Source organism: Paenibacillus sp. 3LSP (genome assembly GCF_032465655.1).
In the GTDB taxonomy this organism is placed as follows: Bacteria; Bacillota; Bacilli; order Paenibacillales; family Paenibacillaceae; genus Fontibacillus; species Fontibacillus barengoltzii.
The window spans coordinates 1-20,842 of the sequence record NZ_JAWDJI010000093.1; the positions used below are offsets into that span (position 1 = coordinate 1).

At 51.0% G+C, this 20,842-nt stretch carries 21 protein-coding genes, 1 other RNA gene and 1 pseudogene; 10 read left to right on the plus strand and 13 right to left on the minus strand.

All coding sequences use genetic code 11. The features are described from left to right. The 3 genes and pseudogenes from RW092_RS07280 to RW092_RS07290 form a co-directional block, all read right to left on the minus strand. Window positions 1–395 (minus strand): annotated as a pseudogene (locus tag RW092_RS07280) (L,D-transpeptidase); the annotation flags it as partial. Window positions 396–907: 512 nt separating this feature from the next. Next, window positions 908–1,150, minus strand: a complete 243-nt coding sequence (locus tag RW092_RS07285; RefSeq protein ID WP_009222802.1) for a ferredoxin — start codon at window positions 1,148–1,150, stop codon at window positions 908–910. Window positions 1,151–1,281: 131 nt separating this feature from the next. Beyond that, window positions 1,282–2,586 carry a DNA polymerase IV gene (locus RW092_RS07290; RefSeq protein ID WP_016312729.1) on the minus strand — a complete coding sequence of 435 codons (1,305 nt, stop codon included), beginning with the start codon at window positions 2,584–2,586 and terminating at the stop codon, window positions 1,282–1,284. A gap of 217 nt (window positions 2,587–2,803) precedes the next feature. Here RW092_RS07290 and cimA point away from each other — a divergent pair, with 217 nt between their 5' ends. Beyond that, on the plus strand, window positions 2,804–4,423 hold the full coding sequence (gene cimA / locus RW092_RS07295) for a citramalate synthase (RefSeq protein ID WP_009222800.1): 1,620 nt from the start codon (window positions 2,804–2,806) through the stop codon (window positions 4,421–4,423). A 66-nt stretch (window positions 4,424–4,489) separates the two neighbouring features. Here cimA and RW092_RS07300 read toward each other — a convergent pair whose 3' ends face one another. Next, window positions 4,490–5,068: a TlpA family protein disulfide reductase gene (locus RW092_RS07300; RefSeq protein ID WP_028538731.1), complete on the minus strand. Its 579-nt coding sequence runs from the start codon at window positions 5,066–5,068 to the stop codon at window positions 4,490–4,492. A 137-nt stretch (window positions 5,069–5,205) separates the two neighbouring features. Here RW092_RS07300 and RW092_RS07305 point away from each other — a divergent pair, with 137 nt between their 5' ends. Beyond that, entirely contained in the window at window positions 5,206–5,661 is a 456-nt protein-coding gene (locus tag RW092_RS07305; RefSeq protein ID WP_316009897.1) for a M67 family metallopeptidase, read from the plus strand. Window positions 5,662–5,673: 12 nt separating this feature from the next. Here the strand turns inward: RW092_RS07305 and RW092_RS07310 are convergent, their stop codons facing one another. The 3 genes from RW092_RS07310 to RW092_RS07320 are packed head-to-tail and all read right to left on the minus strand — an operon-like array spanning window position 5,674 to window position 8,954. Continuing rightward, complete coding sequence (locus RW092_RS07310) at window positions 5,674–6,411, minus strand: exonuclease domain-containing protein (protein WP_028538732.1); 738 nt, start codon at window positions 6,409–6,411, stop codon at window positions 5,674–5,676. Further along, window positions 6,408–7,499 (minus strand): DUF294 nucleotidyltransferase-like domain-containing protein, encoded by a 1,092-nt coding sequence (locus RW092_RS07315; protein WP_316009898.1) that lies wholly within the window; start codon window positions 7,497–7,499, stop codon window positions 6,408–6,410. The genes RW092_RS07310 and RW092_RS07315 overlap by 4 nt, the downstream gene beginning before the upstream one ends. Before the next feature lie 54 nt (window positions 7,500–7,553). Further along, complete coding sequence (locus RW092_RS07320; protein WP_316009899.1) at window positions 7,554–8,954, minus strand: ammonium transporter; 1,401 nt, start codon at window positions 8,952–8,954, stop codon at window positions 7,554–7,556. A gap of 290 nt (window positions 8,955–9,244) precedes the next feature. Between RW092_RS07320 and RW092_RS07325 the strand changes: the two genes are divergently transcribed. Both RW092_RS07325 and RW092_RS07330 read left to right on the plus strand, forming a co-directional pair. Further along, entirely contained in the window at window positions 9,245–9,670 is a 426-nt protein-coding gene (locus RW092_RS07325) for a MerR family transcriptional regulator (protein WP_174844472.1), read from the plus strand. A 62-nt stretch (window positions 9,671–9,732) separates the two neighbouring features. Then, window positions 9,733–10,413: a zinc metallopeptidase gene (locus tag RW092_RS07330; RefSeq protein ID WP_016312736.1), complete on the plus strand. Its 681-nt coding sequence runs from the start codon at window positions 9,733–9,735 to the stop codon at window positions 10,411–10,413. A gap of 108 nt (window positions 10,414–10,521) precedes the next feature. Here the strand turns inward: RW092_RS07330 and gltC are convergent, their stop codons facing one another. Both gltC and RW092_RS07340 read right to left on the minus strand, forming a co-directional pair. After that, the gene (gene gltC, locus RW092_RS07335) at window positions 10,522–11,439 is read right to left on the minus strand and encodes a glutamate biosynthesis transcriptional regulator GltC (protein WP_016312737.1); all 918 of its coding nucleotides are present in this window, start codon (window positions 11,437–11,439) and stop codon (window positions 10,522–10,524) included. A 96-nt stretch (window positions 11,440–11,535) separates the two neighbouring features. Continuing rightward, on the minus strand, window positions 11,536–12,150 hold the full coding sequence (locus tag RW092_RS07340; protein ID WP_028538736.1) for a rhomboid family intramembrane serine protease: 615 nt from the start codon (window positions 12,148–12,150) through the stop codon (window positions 11,536–11,538). 107 nt (window positions 12,151–12,257) lie between these two features. On the opposite strand from RW092_RS07340, the gene tpx reads away from it, so the two are divergent. Beyond that, window positions 12,258–12,779, plus strand: coding sequence for a thiol peroxidase (gene tpx / locus RW092_RS07345; protein ID WP_028538737.1), 522 nt, complete (start codon window positions 12,258–12,260; stop codon window positions 12,777–12,779). Between the two features lie 79 nt (window positions 12,780–12,858). Here the strand turns inward: tpx and RW092_RS07350 are convergent, their stop codons facing one another. The 3 genes from RW092_RS07350 to RW092_RS07360 all read right to left on the minus strand — a co-directional run bounded on the left by RW092_RS07350 (window position 12,859) and on the right by RW092_RS07360 (window position 14,505). After that, window positions 12,859–13,257 carry a DUF1499 domain-containing protein gene (locus tag RW092_RS07350; protein ID WP_316009900.1) on the minus strand — a complete coding sequence of 133 codons (399 nt, stop codon included), beginning with the start codon at window positions 13,255–13,257 and terminating at the stop codon, window positions 12,859–12,861. Window positions 13,258–13,437: 180 nt separating this feature from the next. Continuing rightward, window positions 13,438–13,627: non-coding RNA, 6S RNA (gene ssrS / locus RW092_RS07355), on the minus strand. A gap of 74 nt (window positions 13,628–13,701) precedes the next feature. Beyond that, complete coding sequence (locus tag RW092_RS07360) at window positions 13,702–14,505, minus strand: YesL family protein (protein ID WP_085278777.1); 804 nt, start codon at window positions 14,503–14,505, stop codon at window positions 13,702–13,704. A gap of 187 nt (window positions 14,506–14,692) precedes the next feature. Here RW092_RS07360 and RW092_RS07365 point away from each other — a divergent pair, with 187 nt between their 5' ends. Continuing rightward, window positions 14,693–14,794 (plus strand): hypothetical protein, encoded by a 102-nt coding sequence (locus RW092_RS07365; protein ID WP_016312742.1) that lies wholly within the window; start codon window positions 14,693–14,695, stop codon window positions 14,792–14,794. A gap of 76 nt (window positions 14,795–14,870) precedes the next feature. On the opposite strand, the gene cshA is transcribed toward RW092_RS07365, so the two are convergent. Further along, window positions 14,871–16,427, minus strand: coding sequence for a degradosome RNA helicase CshA (gene cshA, locus RW092_RS07370; protein ID WP_016312743.1), 1,557 nt, complete (start codon window positions 16,425–16,427; stop codon window positions 14,871–14,873). Between the two features lie 288 nt (window positions 16,428–16,715). Here cshA and RW092_RS07375 point away from each other — a divergent pair, with 288 nt between their 5' ends. From RW092_RS07375 to RW092_RS07390, 4 genes are all read left to right on the plus strand, one after another. Then, window positions 16,716–17,543, plus strand: a complete 828-nt coding sequence (locus RW092_RS07375; RefSeq protein WP_316009901.1) for a YitT family protein — start codon at window positions 16,716–16,718, stop codon at window positions 17,541–17,543. 171 nt (window positions 17,544–17,714) lie between these two features. After that, a complete protein-coding gene (locus tag RW092_RS07380) occupies window positions 17,715–17,915 on the plus strand; it encodes a hypothetical protein (protein WP_009222784.1) in 201 nt (66 codons plus the stop codon). A 182-nt stretch (window positions 17,916–18,097) separates the two neighbouring features. Beyond that, window positions 18,098–19,291: a putative glycoside hydrolase gene (locus RW092_RS07385; protein WP_316009902.1), complete on the plus strand. Its 1,194-nt coding sequence runs from the start codon at window positions 18,098–18,100 to the stop codon at window positions 19,289–19,291. A 98-nt stretch (window positions 19,292–19,389) separates the two neighbouring features. Next, complete coding sequence (locus tag RW092_RS07390) at window positions 19,390–20,769, plus strand: MATE family efflux transporter (RefSeq protein ID WP_316009903.1); 1,380 nt, start codon at window positions 19,390–19,392, stop codon at window positions 20,767–20,769. Window positions 20,770–20,842: the final 73 nt, after the last annotated feature.

Consider the following 20,842-nt stretch of genomic DNA (forward strand, 5'->3'; position numbering starts at 1 on the left):
CCCGCAGGCGCCCCTCCGCCCGCCTCATCCCCGGCGGGCTTCAGCGGTTCCTCCGATGCCTCCTCGCGGTCGGCATCGTCACCCGCACCTGCATCGACGGCGTGCACGGGCACCGCCGCCTGTCGATCCCCCGGCGCGTGAGCCGCCGAGGGAATCCACATCAGCAGCGCAAGAAGCAGCGCAAGACTGAGCTTGCGCAGGAAGCGGCTTCGTTTTTCCTTGCGATGCGACTCCTGCAACAGCCCTTCTTTATAACCGGCCAGCACTTCCTCAGGCAGCGGAATTTTGCTTGATTCAAACGCCTCGTACACGTTGCCCGCCTGAATATAGCAGTAGCGGGCTTTCCCCGCTTGCCCGCTTGCTTCATATTCTTTGCCTAGCAGATACCAAGCCATTTTATTATGTGGGTGGTTTTCCACATATTTTTTAAGGTAAGCCGAGTTCCCCATCAGTTCCTCCAATTAGAGAGTCGTTGAGAAATCCCTTTCATTCCTTATATCGGCAAAAACAACACCGTTTCTTATCCAGTTTTTCACCAATCTCAAAATTTCGCGACTATGTACCCAGCAAAGCAGGCCTCATAATCAAAAAGCTGCCGGACTCCTGTCACTGGCTGGACAGCTCTTTTGCATGATTATCCCTTTCATTCAGAACCCATTCTGTTGGAAGGCAAATTCCTATTCATTCTGATCCAATGGGATAGCTCATAGGAAGGAGGACGAAGACCTGAGCGAACGGGATAATCCTGCAAAAGCACTAAACATAACTACCTGACCGAGCGGGATATTCCTGCAAAAAGGGGCCGAGATTGATAGAAAATCGCCTGATCCCACCCTGGCCGCCGTAAAAAAAGAACGCCCTCGCCAAAATCGGCGCAGAGCGTTCTTTGAGCAGTTATTCCAAAGGCTTAGCCTTCTTTATTAAATGGCTCATCTGCAACTTTGATGGAATCCGTTGGGCAGCCGTCGCAAGCGTCTTGGAGATCGTCGTACAGATCTTCCGGAATCTCCGTGATCCCGCGGTTGCCGTCATTGCCGTAAATTACTTCGGCCAAACCCTCATCGTCATAATCGTAGATATCCGGTGCTGTTGCGCCGCAAGCGCCGCAAGCGATACATGTGTCCTTCTCAACCCAAGTATATTTCGCCATCTCTTATCTGCCTCCTGAATAAACGGTACGAGTCCGGTGCTTTTTATAACACCATGATCAATATAATATAAATAGTTTACAATTTCAATTCATTTTCCGTATTATTCCAATCCCGATAGGTGATAATTCCTTCAACGAGCAGGGTCGTCCTCTTCGTCCCGGTTCTGGCGAAGGAAGTCAGTTTGCAACGAAGTTCCGCGAATGCGATGATTGCGAATTAATGCCGAGGGATCATCGGTCAACATTCCTGCCGTCAGCACAGCATCTTCTCCGAACTTATCTCTTAGCATGTCCATTGTTCGCGTTAATGACTCTTTTTTGGGCTGCCGCTCATAATCAAACAGATCCAGTTGCAACGCCGATTCCTCCCTGGGAACCAAATTTTGCAAAGTGATTCCTAGGAGTCGAACCGGCTTATCTTCGCTCCAATGGCGGCGGTACAACTCACAGGCTTCCCGGTAAATCACTTCCGCTTGTTCGGTGACGGTATCCAAACTTTGCGAGCGGGTGATCGTCTTCATGTCCGGGGTGCGGATCGTAATCTGGATCGTCTGGGCCATCAGATTTTGCCGCCGCAGCCGACGCGCAACTTGATCGGCGATGTTCAACAGCACGCGTTGCACGTCCTCCATCCGGCTGATATCCCGCGGAAGGGTGGTCGTATGGCCAATTGATTTATTCCGCTCGCGCTCATCGCTCACCGGCGAATCGTCCCTGCCGTTCGCCGCCTGCTTCATCCAAGCACCGGCCACCCCAAACCGCTCGATCAGCTTGCGTTCGTCGGCAGCCGCCAACTGCCCGATCGTATAGATTCGCATCGACTTCAGCTTCTCGGCCGTCTTCCGGCCGATGCCAAACAAGTCGCTGCACGGTTTGTCCCACAGCAGCTTCGGCACGTCCCGGATGCGCAGCACGGTGATGCCGTTAGGTTTTTTCATATCTGAGGCCATCTTGGCTAGCAGCTTGTTCGGCGCAATCCCAATCGAACAGGGAAGGCCTAGTTCTTCACGGATCCGCTGTTGGATTTGATTGGCAATTTCAAGCGGGGTCCCAAATTGTTTGGAGCCGGTAATATCGAGATAACATTCATCGATGGAAACCGCTTGAAGGAGCGGCGTGTATTCGTACGCAATGTCCATAAACGCCCGGGAATATTTGCGGTATAGATGGAAATCCGGCTGGATGACGATTAGCTCGGGACATTTCTTCAACCCTTGGCTCACGGTCATTCCGGTCGACACTCCCATTCTACGCGCGGTATACGAGCAGGTGACGATTACTCCTTTGCGCAGCTCCACGCTCCCCGCTACCGCGGTAGGTCGGTTTCGATATTTGTCCGGCTCCTCCGCCTCATGGACCGAGCAGTAAAAAGCGTTCATATCGACATGTAAAATGACTCTACCCCGCGCCGGGTAAAAATCAGCGGTATCTCTCATTTCCTACCCCTCGTTTATCATACGTTACTCCTAAGTTCAGCATACCTGTCCCCGGAAAGTCGGTCAATATCGCTAAGGGGCAAGAAGTTTATACTTTCTGTTCTCTCAAAAAAGCATGTTACATTTAACATGTTGATGTTATAATTATTAATTAAAAACTAAACATTCGGGGAGAGCTAACCACCCTCATCCATTGCTAAAGGGGGATACTTCGATCATGTCAAAGCCAATATCCATCTTCGACACAACCTTGCGAGACGGTACCCAAGGCGAGGGCATCAGCCTGTCGGCGGACGATAAGCTGAAGATCGCCAAAAAGCTGGATTACCTTGGGGTCCATTATATTGAAGGTGGAATTCCGGGCAGTAACGGGAAGGACATCGAATTTTTTAAGCGGGTCAAGGAGCTGAAGCTGCAGGCCAAGATTACCGCTTTTGGCAGTACACGCCGAAAAGACAGCCTAGCCGAACATGATGCTAACCTTAATCGGATGATCGAAGCCGGTGTTCCAGCTGCGACGCTGGTTGGAAAATCGTGGGATTTCCATGTGCATACCGCGCTGCAAACGACGTTAGAGGAAAACCTCGCCATGATCTTCGATTCGATCGCTTATCTGAAGCGGCAAGGGCTCGAGGTCATTTTTGACGCGGAACATTTTTTTGACGGGTATAAGAACAATCCTGAATACGCCCTCTCCGTCTTACGCAAAGCGGAAGAGGCTGGCGCCGACTGGCTGGTCATGTGCGACACCAACGGAGGTACGATGCCGCACGAGGTGTATGATATCGTCAGCGCATTGTGCCAAGTCATTCCCGGCTCGAAGCTGGGCATCCACACCCACAACGACTGTGAGCTGGCCGTCGCCAACTCGCTTAGTGCCGTCCGTGCCGGCGTAAGCCAAATCCAAGGGACGATGAATGGATACGGGGAGCGCTGCGGGAATGCCAACCTCTGCTCAATTATTCCGAATCTGCAGCTAAAGCTCGGCTACGAAGTGCTTGAACCCGACCGGTTAAAGCAACTGACCAATACCGCCCGTTACATTAGTGAGATCGCCAACGTGCATATGCCGGTCAACCAGCCGTATGTCGGAAACGCCGCGTTCGCCCATAAAGGAGGCATTCACGTCTCGGCCATCCTTCGCGATTCGCGGACGTATGAGCATATCGCTCCCGAATTGGTTGGTAACCGTCAGCGCGTGCTCGTCTCCGAATTGGCCGGACAAAGCAACATCCTGTCCAAAGCGCAGGAGATGGGAATCGAGTTCAATCCGGAGAACGAGAACACCAAACAAGTTATCGCCAAGATTAAAGAACTGGAGCATCAAGGGTATCAATTCGAAGGCGCGGACGCCTCGCTTGAATTGCTGCTGCGTCAGGCGAATGGCGATATGAAGGAACTGTTCGTCTTCGAATCGTTTAAGATGCTCGTTGAGAAGACCGCTGACCGTCCAGTTGTTTCCGAGGCCTTCGTCAAGCTGAAGATTGACGGAGTCAGCGTCTACACCGCGGCCGAAGGCAACGGTCCGGTTAACGCCCTCGACAATGCGCTTCGCAAAGCCTTGATTACCTATTACCCAGGCTTGAAGGATATGCATTTGTCGGACTACAAGGTGCGCGTCCTCGACGACAAAGATGCTACCGCATCGAAGGTACGTGTATTGATCGAATCCCAGGATTATCACAATTCCTGGAATACCGTTGGCGTGTCCAGCAACGTCATCGAAGCGAGCTGGGAAGCGCTAGTGGACTCCATCCGTTACGCGCTGCTGGGACAGACGAAACGGGAGGACTACGAAGAGATTCCTTCCGCCGGATGGGGACTCGTCAACCATTAAACGCCATCTCTTATGCGAAAAGCCCAAATCTCCGTTACTCACGGTGATTCGGGCTTTTTTTCTGTGCTATATCAAGCTTTTGATCTTGGCTTCCAACTCTTCCGGCGAAATGACTCCGACGATGACGTCTCGAATCACGCCTTGTTCGTCAATCAGCACGTTGGTCGGAAAGGCAATACCATTATACTTCCGGTAAAGCTCCTCTTTTTCATCCAAGAGAACCGGGAAGGTGTAGCCATATTTTTTGACGAAGGCCTTGGCCTCATCCAGGTTATCGTATAATGTAACGTTCACGGCATAGATGTCCAGTGAATCCTTGTATTTCTCAGATAACGCCTTCAGCTCAGGCGCTTCCTCCTTACACGGATCGCACCAGGACGCCCAGAAGTTCAGAAGCAGCACTTTATCCCGCTTGCCCCCAACCTCATACGTCTTGCCATCCAATCCGGTTAACTCGAACGTTGGCGCAGTCGTTCCCGGCTTCGGAGCCCCTTCGGCTGCCATGGCGCCAAGCGAAGGTTCGTTGTTGTCTCCCTTAGAGCCGCTGAGGAAGCTGCCGAACCAGCCCTCCTGTCCCCCGCGGTCCAGCAGAGCGATAACCAGCAACACCAGCAACCCGGCAAGTATCCATCGATTACGTTTCATCTTTTGCCCGTCCTTTTATGACCTCATCTGGTTTTGAAGATTATGTTTACCGTAATTATTGTACCCTTTTTTAACGATTTGTTACAATGGATCGAGAAAAAGGTGAACTCTAACCTATCACGACGGGAGCATGCAAAATGAATCAATCCTGGATTTTGCCGCCGCATATTCGTGACGAAATGCTGCAGGATGGGCAAGATCGTTACCCGGAGGAAGCCTGCGGGCTGCTGTTTGGATCGCTGGACGGCCGCATCGGCACCATTGAACGTTATCTTCCTGTGGCGAACCATTCGCAGATTCCGTTGCACGCTTTTGAACTCGACCCCGCCATCTGGGTTCGCAGTTGCTTTGATCCGCGATTGATTGGCGTCTACCACACCCACCCCACTTCACCGCCGCAGCCATCGTCAGAGGATTTGCGTCAGCTTCCGAATTTTGCCGATCGCCTTCAATTGTACCTAATTGGTGGACGGATGAATCCATCAAACGATAAGCCGCCCGGCGAACCGGACGGCTTCATGCTACACGCGTATGGGATAAGTGCTTATTCAGGAGGTTATCGTCTGCTGCCCATCAAGTTACGTGAAAACTAGGACAGCAAAGGCTTACGTTCGGCTTAAGAAGGTGTACAGATCTCCCAAAGTAATCACGTTTTGTTCTTTTAACCGTTGGATTAACGCAGTCCACAGCTGAGCTGTCATCTTGGAGTCTTCCAATGCGTGGTGGCGCTTCGTCACTGGAATCTCGTACACGGCCAGCCATTCGTCCAGGCTGCCAGAGATACGCCGGTCCGGTTCCAGCTTCCGGGCGATCATCATCGTGTCCAGCACCCGATGCCCGAGATGAGCTTTGGTGGTCTTCCATAACGCCACATCCAAAAAAGCTTTGTCATGGGCACTGCCATGGGCAACCAACACCCGATCGTCCACGAATGCCATAAATTCGCGCAACGCCTCTAGTAAGGATGGAGCTGACTGAGCCATCTCCGGCGTAATTCCAGTTAATTCAATGATTCGCTCAGGAATTTGGCAAGCCGGTTTGGCCAGCGAGTAATACACCTCATCGGTGATTCGCTCCCCCTCCACTTTTATGGCTCCAAAGGACAAGATTTCATCACCATAATGGTAATGAAATCCCGTAGTCTCCAAATCGAAGACGGCCGTTTTCAATTCAGCCAGCGGAACGTGAAGCGTCTCCGGACGGCGCTGTCCTTTGGTTAATGAACGAACGAAAGCGATTTGCTGTGCGCTGGGAGCACCAAGCATCGAGGCGATCCTTGGCGACACTCCGCCGCCCTTAAAAGCATCCCAAAAACCACCATTTCCCTTCATCGGTTCTTTCATAACCATTTCCTTTCCGCATACCGGTGCTGCCTTTGGAGTGTGCGGTACATGACCTTGACCGTACTGAGCGATTCCCGCAGCTCGCGCCGGAGCTCTTTCTGTTTTAGCATTTCTTGGGGCAAGTAATGAGAACCCGTGAGCAAGCCGTCTTCGATGACCGGTGATACAAGCGATCTTAGCTTCACCGCCGTGTTAAACGCGCGGCTGCACGACTCCAGCCACCGTGTCGGAACAGCCTCAAGCTGAAGGAGTTGAGCAATCCGTTCCCAAGTGTTCGAGGCTTCGATCCCGTATTGCAAAGCCAAGTAACGTACGGCGTTCACGATCGGGATGTACAGCCCGTATTTCACGTCAAATTCCCCGGCATGTTCTCCGCTTTGCTCTGTGATCACTTGCCCCAACACATTTAGTGCCGCTTTGTGACGGACAGTATTCCGCAAAATGGCCGTCACCACATCGCGTTCACCGCCTTGATCCGCCTCCATAATCCGCTTCATCGTCTTGCGCAAGCCATCGGTTAGCTCCGCATCCCCGCAGATATGGCGCAAATCGGCAGCAATCATCAAGTAACGAACCTGTTCCCAAGCCAAAATATCCCGCCATTCCAGCAGTTGCTTCTCCCACGCGTCAAGGTTGCCCCGCCATAACGGATTGGACACCATCACCTTGCCCGGACATGGGGGATAACCAACCTGCTCGAGAATCTCTGACAGCTTCTCACCAAAGCGCTCAAAGTAGACTTCCAGCTGATCCGCATCACCATCCCCGTAAATCAAACCGTTATCCTGGTCGCTCCATAACGTGGATTCCGCCCGACCGGCGCTTCCAAACGCAATAAAGGCATAATGCGAAGGAGGAGGGCCGAAGCCCTCCTGGATCATTTCTTCTTCACAGCATCGGCAAGCTTGGGTCATGACGGCATCATGCAGGTCCGAGACTTCACGGTTCCAATCCTGAATCGGCATCGTTGTCAGTTTGCTGTACAAGCGATTCTGCTCATCGATTCTGGCCGCTCTTAGCGAACCGGGAGTTGCGGCGGACCGAATCGCGTCTAAATTTGCGTTGTTCATGGCCGTCTCATGACTCATAAGCCCAACTTCCTTTCTCTTCCGGACGCCTCACGCCAGGATCTCTGTCTTCAATTATTCCGCAGGAATACCAGACGAAGTTGTTTTGTTCAGTAAGCTCATTTGCTCCGGATACCCGTAAGTACCATGTTCACTGATATCCAGACCCATCGTTTCTTCTTCTTCTGTAACGCGAAGCCCCATCGTCCATTTCATAATTCCGAGAATCAGGAACGACAGTACCAGTACGAAAGCGAAAGTCCCGATAACACCCAACACTTGAACCCCTAATTGCCCAAAACCACCGCCGTAGAACAAGCCTGCTTTACCTACACCTGTAGTCTCAGCCAGCTCCGGCGTTGCGAAGAGACCGGTGGAAACCGCACCCCATACCCCGGCGATCCCGTGTACGGAGAAGGCATAAATCGGATCATCCACACCAGCACGTTCAAACCATCTAGCGCTAAAGAAGGTCAAGATCCCAGCAACCGCACCGATGATAACGGAAGCCCAAGCATCAACGAAAGCACAAGAACCAGTAATCGCTACGAGAGCCGCCAGCACGCCGTTCAGCATGCTTGGAATATCCGACTTGCCCAGAACTGCCCAGGAGATCAGCAATGCAGCAACTGCACCAGCTGCAGCAGCCAGGTTCGTTGTCATCAACACATAACCGAAGAATCCATCACCCAAAGGAGTTAATGCACTACCTGGGTTGAAACCAAACCAGCCAATCCACAGAATGATAACGCCGAGTACCGTCAACACTTGGTTATGACCTGGAATGTTGTTCGGTTTACCGTCTTTATTGTATTTACCAAGACGCGGTTTCAGCAGAATCGTTGCTGCAAGCGCCGCTGTAGCACCCGTTAAGTGAACTACCGTCGAACCAGCGTAGTCTTGCATTCCCAAGTTACCAAGCCAGCCGCCGCCCCATACCCAGTGAGCGACAATTGGATAAATCAATACGATAAAGATTGTTCCGAAGATAATGTAGACACTGAGTTTCGCACGTTCTGCCATCCCGCCGCAGGCGATCGCCAGCGATACTGCTGCAAACGCCATTTGGAACAGGAACATCAGATTTAATGGTACGCCGATTTCAGCAAATACACTGAACGAACCGATATCCCCTTCTCCTCCAAAAAAGAACCCGGTTGTACCTAGGAAGCTGTTGCCGTCGCCAAAAGCGAAGCCAAAACCAATCAGCCACCAAGCAAGAATAGCAATCCCCAAGGTGAGGACGGTTTTACCTGCAACGTGTCCGGCGTTCTTCATCCGAACTGTACCCGCTTCAAGAAGAGCAAAGCCTGCTTGCATGAAGAATACGAGCATGGCTGCGACGAATACGAAAAGCGAGTTCAGGCCCAGCTCCAGAACCGGAGCGGTAACCTCTCCCTCCGCTGCGAACGCCGAGACCGGAAACGCAAACGATGCAAGAAAAATGAGTACCCCGTAAAGCCACTTCTTCTTCATTTTGAACACTCCCCCAATGTTAAGTTTCCTAACACAAAATGAATTGTTAATGTGATTATAAGAGAAAGATTCAGGGATGACAATACTTTTTTCAAAAAAAATCGCCAAATTGCATGTATTATTACATTGTATGTAAGGTATTTCGGTAACACGCCTTATAGTTACTGACAAAAATAAAGTATGACGTTTGACTGTATGCTTGTTGTTAAGTATTATGGGGATAAATAGAATAAATATAGAATGCTATCCTTTGGAATTGTCGGGAGAGTGATGACATTGGAGTAAAGAAACTGTACCGGATCGGAGAGTTAGCGAAGGCAGCTGATGTCAGCGAGCGTACAATCGATTATTATACGAAGCTCGGGCTGATCTCCCCGGAGAAGCGAACCCAGACAAATTATCGTTTATACAGTAGTGAAACCTTGACCAGGCTGGAACGTATTAATCAATTGAAACAGGAGAAATATACGTTGGAAGAGATCCGCGAGAAGCTGGACCAGTGGCACCGGGTTTCTCCGGAAGAACAAGTGACGGAGAAACTAAGCTCGTTGGAGCTCCATATGCAGCAGCTAGAACGCGAGGTCAAAGAGCTGGAGCCGCTCATTTCCAGCTTACAGCCGAACCAGGCCAAACGCGCTTTCGCCAATTTGCTTCCGCAAAGCTTGGCCTGCATGGAAGCGATTCGGCTTCTGCTGAATCACGGACCCTTTTCCTAACCCTTACTCCTGAACAGCCTCAATTGCTTCTTTGATAACTAAATCATATGGAGGAATGATTCATGTATTCAGACGTGATGCTGATTCCCATTCTGCTCGCATTTGGGTTGTCCTTGTGGGCGCAGTTTCGGGTGAAAGGCACTTTTAACAAATGGGCAAAGGTCCAGAACCTTTATGGCTTAACCGGTCATGATGCCGCGAGACGGATGTTGGATGCGAACGGGCTTTATGATGTCCCTATCGAACCGGTGCGCGGCGCGCTGACAGACCATTACGACCCGATTCACCGCGTTGTCCGCTTGTCGGAGCCGGTGTATTATGAGAGCTCCATCTCTGCGGTAGCCGTTGCCTGCCACGAGGTCGGACACGCAATTCAGCACAAGCAGAAGTACCCGATGTTGGTGCTGCGTCACCGGATGTTCCCGGTGGTGAACTTCGCCTCGGGGGTTGCTCCTTTCTTGCTTCTCGCCGGCTTCCTGTTCGGCGCACTGAACCTGATTGGTCTGGGGATTATTTTCTTCTCCGCGGCCGTATTGTTCCAGATCGTGACGCTGCCGGTGGAGTTCAACGCCAGCAATCGGGCCCGCAAAGTCATGCTTCAACAAGGCTTCATTTCGCCGAATGAAGCACGCGGTGTTGGCAAAGTATTAAATGCTGCCGCATTAACTTATGTAGCTGCCGCGTTGATTTCCATTCTGGAGTTGCTTCGCTACATTCTGATTTTTACAAGCAACCGCGAATAACCTGTAATCTCAAAAAAAGAGGCTGCACGGTACCGAGCCCAATCGGCTCGAGATCGTGCAGCCTTTTTTTCGTTCCCACCTTAGAGAACGTTCCATGATGAATCAATTTTATTTCTGTTGGTTTGGCGGCGTATCCACCTGAAGTCCAAAGTATTCCAGCAGGAACATTCGGAACGATTGGGCTACCAGCGGCAGCTTCTCGTCGACCCGATGGATCAGCCCGATGGTGCGAGTCACCTTCGGTTCAGAGATCCGCACACGGATCGGCTGAAGCGTAAAGCTCTGAAACAGCGCCATTTCCGGCAGCAGACTGACGCCCATCCCAGCGGCAACCAACCCGCGGATCGTATCGGTCTCTTCACCTTCGAAGGCGATTTTCGGCGTAAACCCAGCCTCCAGGCAGGCATGCCAAACGATTGGCCGCAAGGAATATCCTTTGCTGAACAAAATGAACTTCTCGTCTTTCAGCTGGCTGAGCTTGATGCTCTGCTCCCCAGCCAGAGGATGCCCCGGCGGAAGGATGGCTACCAAATCCTCGGTTAATACCACGTTACCGGTGACTTGATCATGATTTTCCGGAAACGGAGAAATAAAAGCTAAATCCACTTCTCCCGAAACTACATCCCGAATTAATGTAGGATAAGTGCCTTGCCTGAACCGAAACTTCACATTGGGATACAGCTTGCGGAATTCTGCCACTACACTAGGAATCATATGAATACCTAGGCTATTAGGGAAGCCTAAGCGAATTTCCCCTTGCTCCGGATCGAGAAATTCGTGCACCTCGCTCACGGCCCGGTCGAGATCCTTCAGAATCATCTCCACCCGGCTGCAGAATAGCTGGCCCACAGCGGTAAGGTGGAGATTCCTGCCCTTCTGCATAAACAAATTAACGCCAAGCTCCTGCTCGAGCTGGTGAATTTGCCGGCTTACCGCCGATTGGGCGACGTGCAGTTCCTCGGCAGCCTGAGTCACGTGCTCTTTCCTCGCCACTTTTACAAAATACTGCAGTTGTCTCAATTCCACGAATCTGATCGCTCCATTTCGCATGTGCTACGAACATCGAACATCTTCTGATGACATAATACTCTAAATTAAATGTACCATTTACAATCCATTGGTTCAACGCCGTTTTAACAAACGGACAAGAAGTCCATAGATCAAAAAGCCGCCAACCAACCCGCCAACATGAGCGGCTAGGTTAATCTTGGGAACTAATAGTGAATAGATCACCCCAATAATGAGAAGGCTGTACAGCGTTTTTCGCGAGCTTTCATCCATCAGGTGACGCTGCAGCAAGGCAATGTAGAGAAATGCGCCATACACGCCATAGACAGCGCCTGAGGCCCCAACTGAGATATGAGGCACCGAGCTAAACTGATACACCCCCATGCTGATCAAGTTGCCGACCAGTCCGCTGCCCAAATAGACCAAGGCATATCGCCACCAGCCCAGCAGTCGCTCCAGCGGCGGCGCAAATACCAGAATCGCAAACGAGTTCGAAAACAGATGATCAAACCCGTTATGCAGAAACATCGCCGTAAACAACCGCCAGCTTTCCCCGGCGAAAGGCTCGATATCACTCATCGCCCCGAATCTGAGCAGGGTAATCCGGTTCGTCGATCCCCCATTCAGCGCAAGGATGATAAACATGACGATGTTAGCTGCCAGAAGCAGACAGGTGACGGGATAATATCGCAGGTAGCTTCGCCAGTTCTCGTATCGTATGAAAATCAAACGGACCGCCTCCTTACCGTTGTTTTCCTAATGTTGGACATTTTCTTTTCAAAACGATTATAATTAAATTTGATTGAATAAATCCATCTGTCTAGGAGGAAATAAACATGGCCCAAGAACGCGCAAATGTAGCTACATTTAAAGGCAATCCGATCACACTGATCGGCCCGGAACTGAAAGTTGGCGATACAGCTCCAGATTTCCGCTTAAATAAAAACCTGCTGGAAGAAGCTACACTTCAGGACTTCGCCGGCAAAATCAAACTGATCAGCGTAGTTCCTTCACTGGATACCGGCGTTTGCGACGCGCAAACCCGTCGGTTTAACCAAGAAGCTTCCGATCTTGGCGATGACGTCGTTGTGCTGACGGTCAGCGCAGATCTGCCTTTTGCCCAAGCTCGCTGGTGCGGCGCTGCTGGCGTGGACCGCGTCATCACGCTCTCGGATTATAAAGACAACTCCTTTGGCAAAGCCTACGGCGTACTGATCAAAGAGTTCGCGCTCGATATGCGTGCCGTGTTTGTCGTTGATAAAGACAATAAGATCCAATACGTCGAATATTTGAAGGAAATGACCGAGCATCCGGATTACGAAAAACCGGTAGCTGCCGTAAAAGCACTGCTTTCTTAAGCCGAGGACTTCGGTACAAACGAAAAGCGAGTAGGAGAGGCATCTCCCTGCTCGCTTTTTTTGTCGTAGCCATACAGGTTTACTGGTTCGAAGAGACTTTATAAGCCGCCAGCTTCTTATCCAGCACAGAGAAAAGTTGAAGGATGTTCCGGTAATTTGCACCGAGGTCCCCCATCGATCCACGTGTCGCCGAATAAATATCAATCGCGCTCCGTGCCGGCCCAGTGCCCACGATCGATACAGTAATGTCCATGACACGACCGAGGCTGGTCCGTTTCTCCAACGTGATCTCGCCGACGGACGGCACTTCATGCAGTACCTTATAGCCCGGAATTTTCTTTAACGTTGAGGAAACTTCCTCCCAACATTTCTCTTTGGATAATTGATAATATCTGGTTTTGAGTTCGGGCATCTTCGCACGGTCGCTGGTTCCTTCTTGGCTGCGGAAAATGCCGATTAACGTACGTTTAAATGACAACTGTTCTTCCTCCTTCACGATCCTGCCCTATGTAACTTGGGTATGCGTTTTCTTAATCTCTAGTTTAACATTCTTGGCAGACAAACAAAAGCGAGGTTGAACATTTTGGCACAAACAAAAAAGCACCTTGTCCCCTTTCATTGGCAAAAAGAGTACAAGGTACCATTCTCATGCTTCATTAATAGACCCGCCTATGCCGTCCGATTACATTATCTCGAACCTGCACCCGCAGGTGGGTGACCGCAACGACGCTTATGAAGTCCCCTCATCCGATGGATAGGGCCTTTCAGCGGCGGCGCAATGTAGGTCTCCCGAGATAACTGTCATTGGTTCAAAATAACGGAAATCGAAACGCACATCGCAGGACGTAAACCTATTATACGGCTTCGTTAAGCAAATGTAAACTCATCTGACAAGGATGGGGATGGCAATTTCCGCCATTTTTCAATCCTTCTCTTTTTCCTCACTCGACGGAAGTTCAAGTCCCAAGTCCTCATCGTCTTGCTGGGTGCTGCTGCTCGAAGCATTTTCGTTTTGGCGCATCCGCTCTACCTTCTCCTGGATCTTGTTATAAGCGATGTAGAAGTTATAGAACGCGACGAAGGCTGTTAAGCTGCCGAACCCGAAGAAGATCAACCAGCCGAAGCGCAAAGTCAGAAACCCAAGCACACCCGCGCAGATCAGGGTGGACAAGGTGCGGAACGGCCGAAGAATCGTAAACAGGATCGCATTCTTGATCAACTGAAGTGCACCCAGATGGTAGTGGGCCACCAGTGAGAAGAAGTTAAACAACGATAGAGATAAGATCAACAGGAAGAACAGCATCACCATGCCAATCATCTGCAGGTTGTTCATCTGGTTCATGTACACTTCATAGTCCACATACATAATCGCGAACAGGATCGTATAGAAGATACCGCCGATCATGCTTTGCTTGTAATTTTCTTTGTACCCTTTGAAGTAAACTTTGATGATACTTAAGTCACTTTCCCCCATCACCCATTTCCGAGTCACGGAAAATAAAGCGGCCGTTGCTGGAAACAGTGTAAACGGTGCCAAAACACCCATGATCCAAATCGTGAGCGTCTCCGGCTGAGGCGTCGGTGATTGCAGCAATAAGAGCAGTTTCATTGCCAGGACGATCATAAACGGCGAGGAGCACAGCAGCCATAGCAGGTTACTGCCGGCAATACGCATAATCCATTCGGTAATTTTATAAAATCCGCCCATCAAACCTTTGTATTCCAAGTAAAGTTCCCCTCTCAAGCTTTGTATAGTGGAATCGCTCTGCCTATATTAACTATACATGATTCGTCCAGCTCGTTCCAGCGCCTAATTTGTGCGGCTTTGGGTAAGTGTCTAATCTCATCGGGCCGCTGTGCCATAGTATATACCGTAACTTCAAACCATCAACATCTTCAAAGGAGGTTATCACATGTCCGGTGTAGGATATGGCGGTGGATTCTGGACTTCCACGGGTACGATTCTGGTTCTGTTCATTCTGCTCGTAATCGTGAGCCGCACGATCTTCCTGTAATGAACACAAACACAAAGAAGACGGAGAATCCTCCGTCTTCTTTCATTTTATGATATGGGATAAGCTTCTCGTTCGATTAATTATCGAAAGAGGAGTTACCGTCATATTTCGAAGGTCTGCGGTCCCCGGCGCTCGAACCAGTCCGCGGCTTGCGATCAGAGGAACGATAGTCACGGCCGTCGCGATTGTAACCGCCTTTGCCGTAACCTCCGCGACCGCCTTGCGAATCACGACGGTATCCCCCGCCGCGATTACCGTAACCCGAAGGCTTGCGTCCGCTGGAACGAATGTCCGGATTGCGGCGTTTCACACGGATCGGTTCTTCTGGTGTCAGCTCGATGTTGACTTTTTCGTTCTTGTCGCCCGTAATCAGCTTAAACGCAGCCGCCAACAGGTTCACCGAATCGTATTGCTCCAGGAGCTGGATTGCGATGCCCTTGTTCTCGTTCAGTTCACCGTTCTCCACGAGCTCGATCAAGCGTTCTGCAATAATCCGTTGCTTGCCTTCGATCGCTTCAGCAATACTTGGCAGCGGCTTACGAGCAATCTTATGACGGGTAATCCGTTCGATAAAGCGAAGGTGATCCATTTCGCGCGGCGTCACGAAGGACCATGCGACCCCTTCTTTCCCGGCGCGGCCGGTACGGCCGATCCGGTGAACGTAACTTTCCGGATCCTGCGGCAGGTCAAAGTTCACGACATGGGTTACCCCGGAAACGTCCAAACCGCGGGCTGCCACGTCAGTTGCCACGAGAACGTCGATGCTGCCATCACGGAATTTACGCATGACGTTGTCACGTTGATTCTGCGACAGGTCCCCGTGAAGGCCGTCGGCGGAATAGCCTTGCTTCTGCAGCGCTTCGGACAATTCATCCACGCGGCGCTTCGTCCGACCGAATACGATCGCCAGCTCCGGCGACTCCATGTCCAGCAACCGGGTCAAAGCATCGAATTTCTGACGTTCATGCACCTCAATGTAGGCTTGATCGATGAGCGGCGCGCTGACCTGTTTCGGAATAACGGACACATGCTCCGGATCTTTCAGGAACTGCTGAGCCAGCTTCTGGATATTGGCCGGCATGGTTGCGGAGAATAGCATCGTTTGGCGATCTTCTGGAACCAGCTTCAGGATCGATTGAATATCGTCCATAAAGCCCATGTCGAGCATTTCGTCGGCTTCGTCCAGAACGACGGTTTTAACATCGTCAAGTTTGATCGTTTTCCGGTTAATGTGGTCAAGCAAACGGCCCGGCGTACCGATAATAATTTGGGGCTTCTTCTTTAATGCGCGAATTTGGCGTACGATGTCTTGTCCGCCGTAGATGGGAAGAGAGCGGGTGCCTTTAAAGCGGGACAGCTTGCCGATTTCTTCAGCGACCTGAATGGCCAGCTCCCGAGTTGGGGTCATAACCAGCGCAACAATACGGTCTTCTTCCTTCGGAATCTTGTTGATGAGCGGCAGACCGAAAGCCGCGGTTTTCCCTGTCCCCGTCTGTGCTTGTCCGATCAAATCACGACCGGTCAATGCGATCGGGATCGATTTTGCCTGAATCGGGGTTGCTTCTTCAAATCCAAGTTCCGTAATAGCTTGCAATACTTTAGGCTCTAGGCCGAAATCTGCGAATGTGTTCAATGTATCATACTCCTTCTATATAGTGGACATTCCACCAGCTTAACGGTATTCTTAAGTAGCGTTTAGTCCTGCTTTGCCCACGCTCAATACCTGACCTTGGGGGACCTTCAAACGTTTATAGGCTGTCCAATCCGCCTGTAAATTTTACATAGAACTAGCTTGGTACTAGCTTGAAAAATGGAAAAGAGTACCTACTCAAGAATATCTCAAACATTATAGCACAAAACATAAATGGAATACCAGCAAGCAGGTTGGGATACTTCCTTTATTTTCGTGAGGTGAACGATAGTGTTTAAAGAAATTAGAAATGCGACTGTTATTGTACTCGGGGCGGCTTTGATCGCTGCGGGTTTTAACCTGTTCCTCGTGCCCCTTCATTTGCTTAGCGGCGGCGTGTCTGGGCTAGCGATGCTGACCGCCTACTTCACTCCCCTCGATATTAGCACGATGTATCTGGCTTATAACGTACCGCTCCTGATCGCCGGATTGTTTCTCCTGGGGAAACGATTTATCGGACTGAGCATCCTGTCGGTTGCCGCTACAACCTGGTTCATTGCCTTGATTCCGACACCGGACAAGCTGCTGTCGTCGGATACCCTGCTCTCTGCGGTCTTCGGCGGTGTGCTCGTCGGCATCGGTTGCGGGATCTCGTTCCGCGTCGGCGGCTCGTCTGGCGGCTTCGATATCGTAGGTTCGATCGTGACCCGCTTCCGAGATTTCCCCGTTGGCAATGTGATCGTCGGACTAAACGGCATTGTCATCCTTGCGATGGGGTATCTCGAAGGCAACTGGGATCTTGCTCTGGCATCCATGGTCTCGATCTATATTACCGGCAAAGTCGTTGACCTGATTCATATCAGTCATATCAAAGTCACGTTGTTTATTATCACTGACAAAACGGAAGCACTGCTGGAACGACTGCTGACGCTGCCGCGCGGGGTTACGTTGATGAAGACTCAGGGCGCTTTTTCCCACAAAGAAAAAGATATGCTGATGACCGTCACGACCCGCTATGAATTGGCTGAACTGCGGGAAATCATCAAGCAAACCGATCCCGCCGCTTTCGTGAATATCGTGGAAACGGTCGGGGTGATGGGCGCGTTTCGACGTCGTTAAGCATTTTCTTGAAAGAAGCAGCCGTTTTCAAACGGCTGCTTCTTTGTTATAATAATCACAGCGGTTCCTTCACAATTTTAAAGGGTTCAGCTTTACCCCGTATTTCACAGGCTTTTTGCTTTTCCGATTTAGGATTGATTCCGCGGCGAATGATTCTGAAAGGAAAGGGTGATGGATGTGGAAATGGAAACGGTAAGACTGGAACAAATCGTAAAGAAGTGGTTTCCGGATATGCTGCCTTTTCTGAATCAAAAGGAACTGAACTCTACGATTCTCCTCCGAGATGGCCTAACCATCTTGGAACCGCAGGATGCGCTGGAGATTATTCAATTCAGCATCTGCGAACATCAAAACCCGGCGTTGCTTCATTAAAATATGTAACGCTTCCATGCAGGATGAGTCGTTTCTTCTGCTTATGCAGGAGAAACGGCTTTTTGCGCTTTTCTCGTCTATGAAACTCTGAAACTTTTTACCAATTATGACATTCCTGTTCCCTCTAGGGGCTCCTCTTCCGATATAATAAACAGCGAGTGCATACAAGGGAGAGATATCATGTGAACATCATCTGGACATTACTACTTCTGGCCTTGGGAACAGGCAGCGGAGCAGCGCCTCAAGAGCAGGCTGCGGGGAACGAAGCCGTGCAGGCGAACACGATGTGGACATCGGTCGCACACACATTTAAGGTAAATCTAGCAGAAGGCCGCCTGGACAATCCTATCAAACCATCGGATTTGAAGGTAGACCCGCAGGTAGATGCCCCGAAAGTGAAAGGTATTTACGTTACAGCTTACAGCGCCGGGGGATCCCGCATGGATCAGCTTGTTGATCTCGTCGATCAGACCGAGCTGAATGCGATGGTCATCGACATTAAGGACGATTTGGGAAATATCACCTACAAGACGGATAATCCCGATCTCATCAAATGGGGAAAACCGCAACCGTTCATCCGTGACATCGATGCGTTAATGGCCCGTTTGCAGAAGCATGATATTTATCCAATCGCCCGGATCGTCGTGTTTAAGGATACGATTTTAGCCAAGAAGCATCCGGAGCTCTCCTTCCGCCATAAGGACGGATCGGTATGGAGCAACGGCAAGGGAGACAGCTTCGTAAATCCTTATAACAAAGAGGTCTGGGATTATAATATTGAGATTGCAAAGGAAGCAGCAAAATTAGGCTTTAAGGAAATTCAGTTCGACTACGTGCGTTTCCCGGAAGGCTTCGAGAAGCGAGCAGACAGTCTGATCTATACGAAAAATGAGATGAGCCGCGTTGATGCCGTCTCCTCATTCGTTAAATACGCCAAGGAGCAGTTGGAACCGTTAGGAGTTCGGGTGTCCGTTGATATTTTCGGGTACGCCGCATCTGTGCCTGCGGCCGAAGGCATCGGCCAGGATTTTGTGAAGATCTCCGACAACGTGGACGTCATTTCTCCGATGATTTATCCAAGCCATTATACAACCGGATGGTTTAATGCCAAGGACCCTGACAAAGCTCCTTACCAGACCATTAAGGGTGCGGTGAAGGATACTCAGACCAAACTCGCGGAACTTGGCGAGAAGCAGCCGATCATCCGTCCGTGGATTCAAGACTTTACGGCCAGCTGGCTGGGAAGCGGTCATTATATCAAATACGGCAAGCATGAAGTGGAAGAACAAATTCGGGCGCTGAAGGAAATGAAGGTGGATGAGTTCCTGCTCTGGAACGCCTCCAACCGTTATACTTCCGGCGTCGATTATGAATAATAAAGCTGCACCGCCGTCGAACCCGGGCCTGTTGCCCGGGTTTGGGTTTGGTTGGGCTTGTACTCAAGTAACTACTATGATCGGAGTTAAGTGGTTTTATGAAACAAACGTATACCCTGAAGCAGAAATACGCTCAATTTTTACGCATTTTAGTTCCGATTCTGATCACCCAGGTCACGATGTCGCTAATGACCTTCTTCGATACGATGATGTCCGGCCATGCAAGTCCGGCAGACCTGGCGGGAACAGCGATCGGATCAAGCCTGTGGATTCCGGTGCAAACCGGTCTCAGCGGGATCCTGATGGGCATCACGCCCATCGTGTCTCAGCTCGTAGGGGCCGGAGAGAAGAATAAAGTAGGTTATCATGTTATTCAGGCAATCTGGTTATCGGTAGCCGTGAGCCTGGTTGTCCTGCTGGCCGGTGCGTTGTCGGTCTCCCCTGTGCTGAATTCGATGGGCCTTGAGCCCAAGGTCCATCATGTGGCTTTCTATTTTCTCGTGGCAATTTCCACAGGAATCGTCCCATTGTTTGGCTATATCGTGCTGCGTTCGTTTATCGATGCGCTCGGGCAAACGCGCATATCGATGATGATTACGCTGATCTCGCTTCCGTTAAACGTGGGCGCCGGATACTTGCTTATTTTTGGCCGCGGCGGCTTCCCCCGGCTTGGCGGCATCGGCTCCGGAATCGCTACGGCTTTTACGTATTGGTGCATTTTCCTGATTGCCTTGTGGATCGTGCATCGGAAGGAACCGTTCGCGGCGTACGGCGTGTTCAGCAAGCTGCATCGCGTATCGCTGACCAAATGGTGGGAGCTGATGCGTATCGGCGTCCCGATCGGCTTCGCGATCTTCTTCGAGACGGCGGTCTTTGCCGCGGTGACGCTGCTGATGAGCCGGTTCGATACCGTCACGATCGCGGCTCACCAAGCGGCGAACAACTTCGCCTCAACGCTGTACATGATCCCGCTCAGCATCTGTCTGGCGCTGACGATCCTCGTCGGCTTCGAGACCGGTGCTGCCCGGCTCAAGGACGCCCGGCAATACGCAGCGCTTGGCATCGGCACCGCTGCCGCTATGGCATTGGCCACCGCTGTCCTGCTGATGCTGTTCCGTACAGGCGTCGCCCAGCTCTACTCCAGCGAACCCGAAGTTGTATCGCTAATCAAGCACTTCCTGGTGTACGCGATCTTCTTCCAGATGTCCGATGCCATTGCGACGCCCACCCAAGGCGTGCTGCGCGGGTATAAGGACGTCAGTCCCGGCTTCTGGATCTCGTTGCTCGCCTACTGGATCATCGGCCTCCCGCTGGGATACTTCCTGGCCAACTACACGTCGCAAGGCCCTTACGGATACTGGATTGGCCTCATTACCGGGCTGGCTGTGGCCGCTGTCTTGCTGCTATATCGCCTGATCATGATCCAACGCCGTATAGCCAGCCGCCTGATTCATCCGGCGGAATCGCCAATCGGGTAGGAGGCTACCCATTAATTAGGCAGCCGACCTCCCACACCACCGTACGTACCGTTCGGTATACGGCGGTTCCATT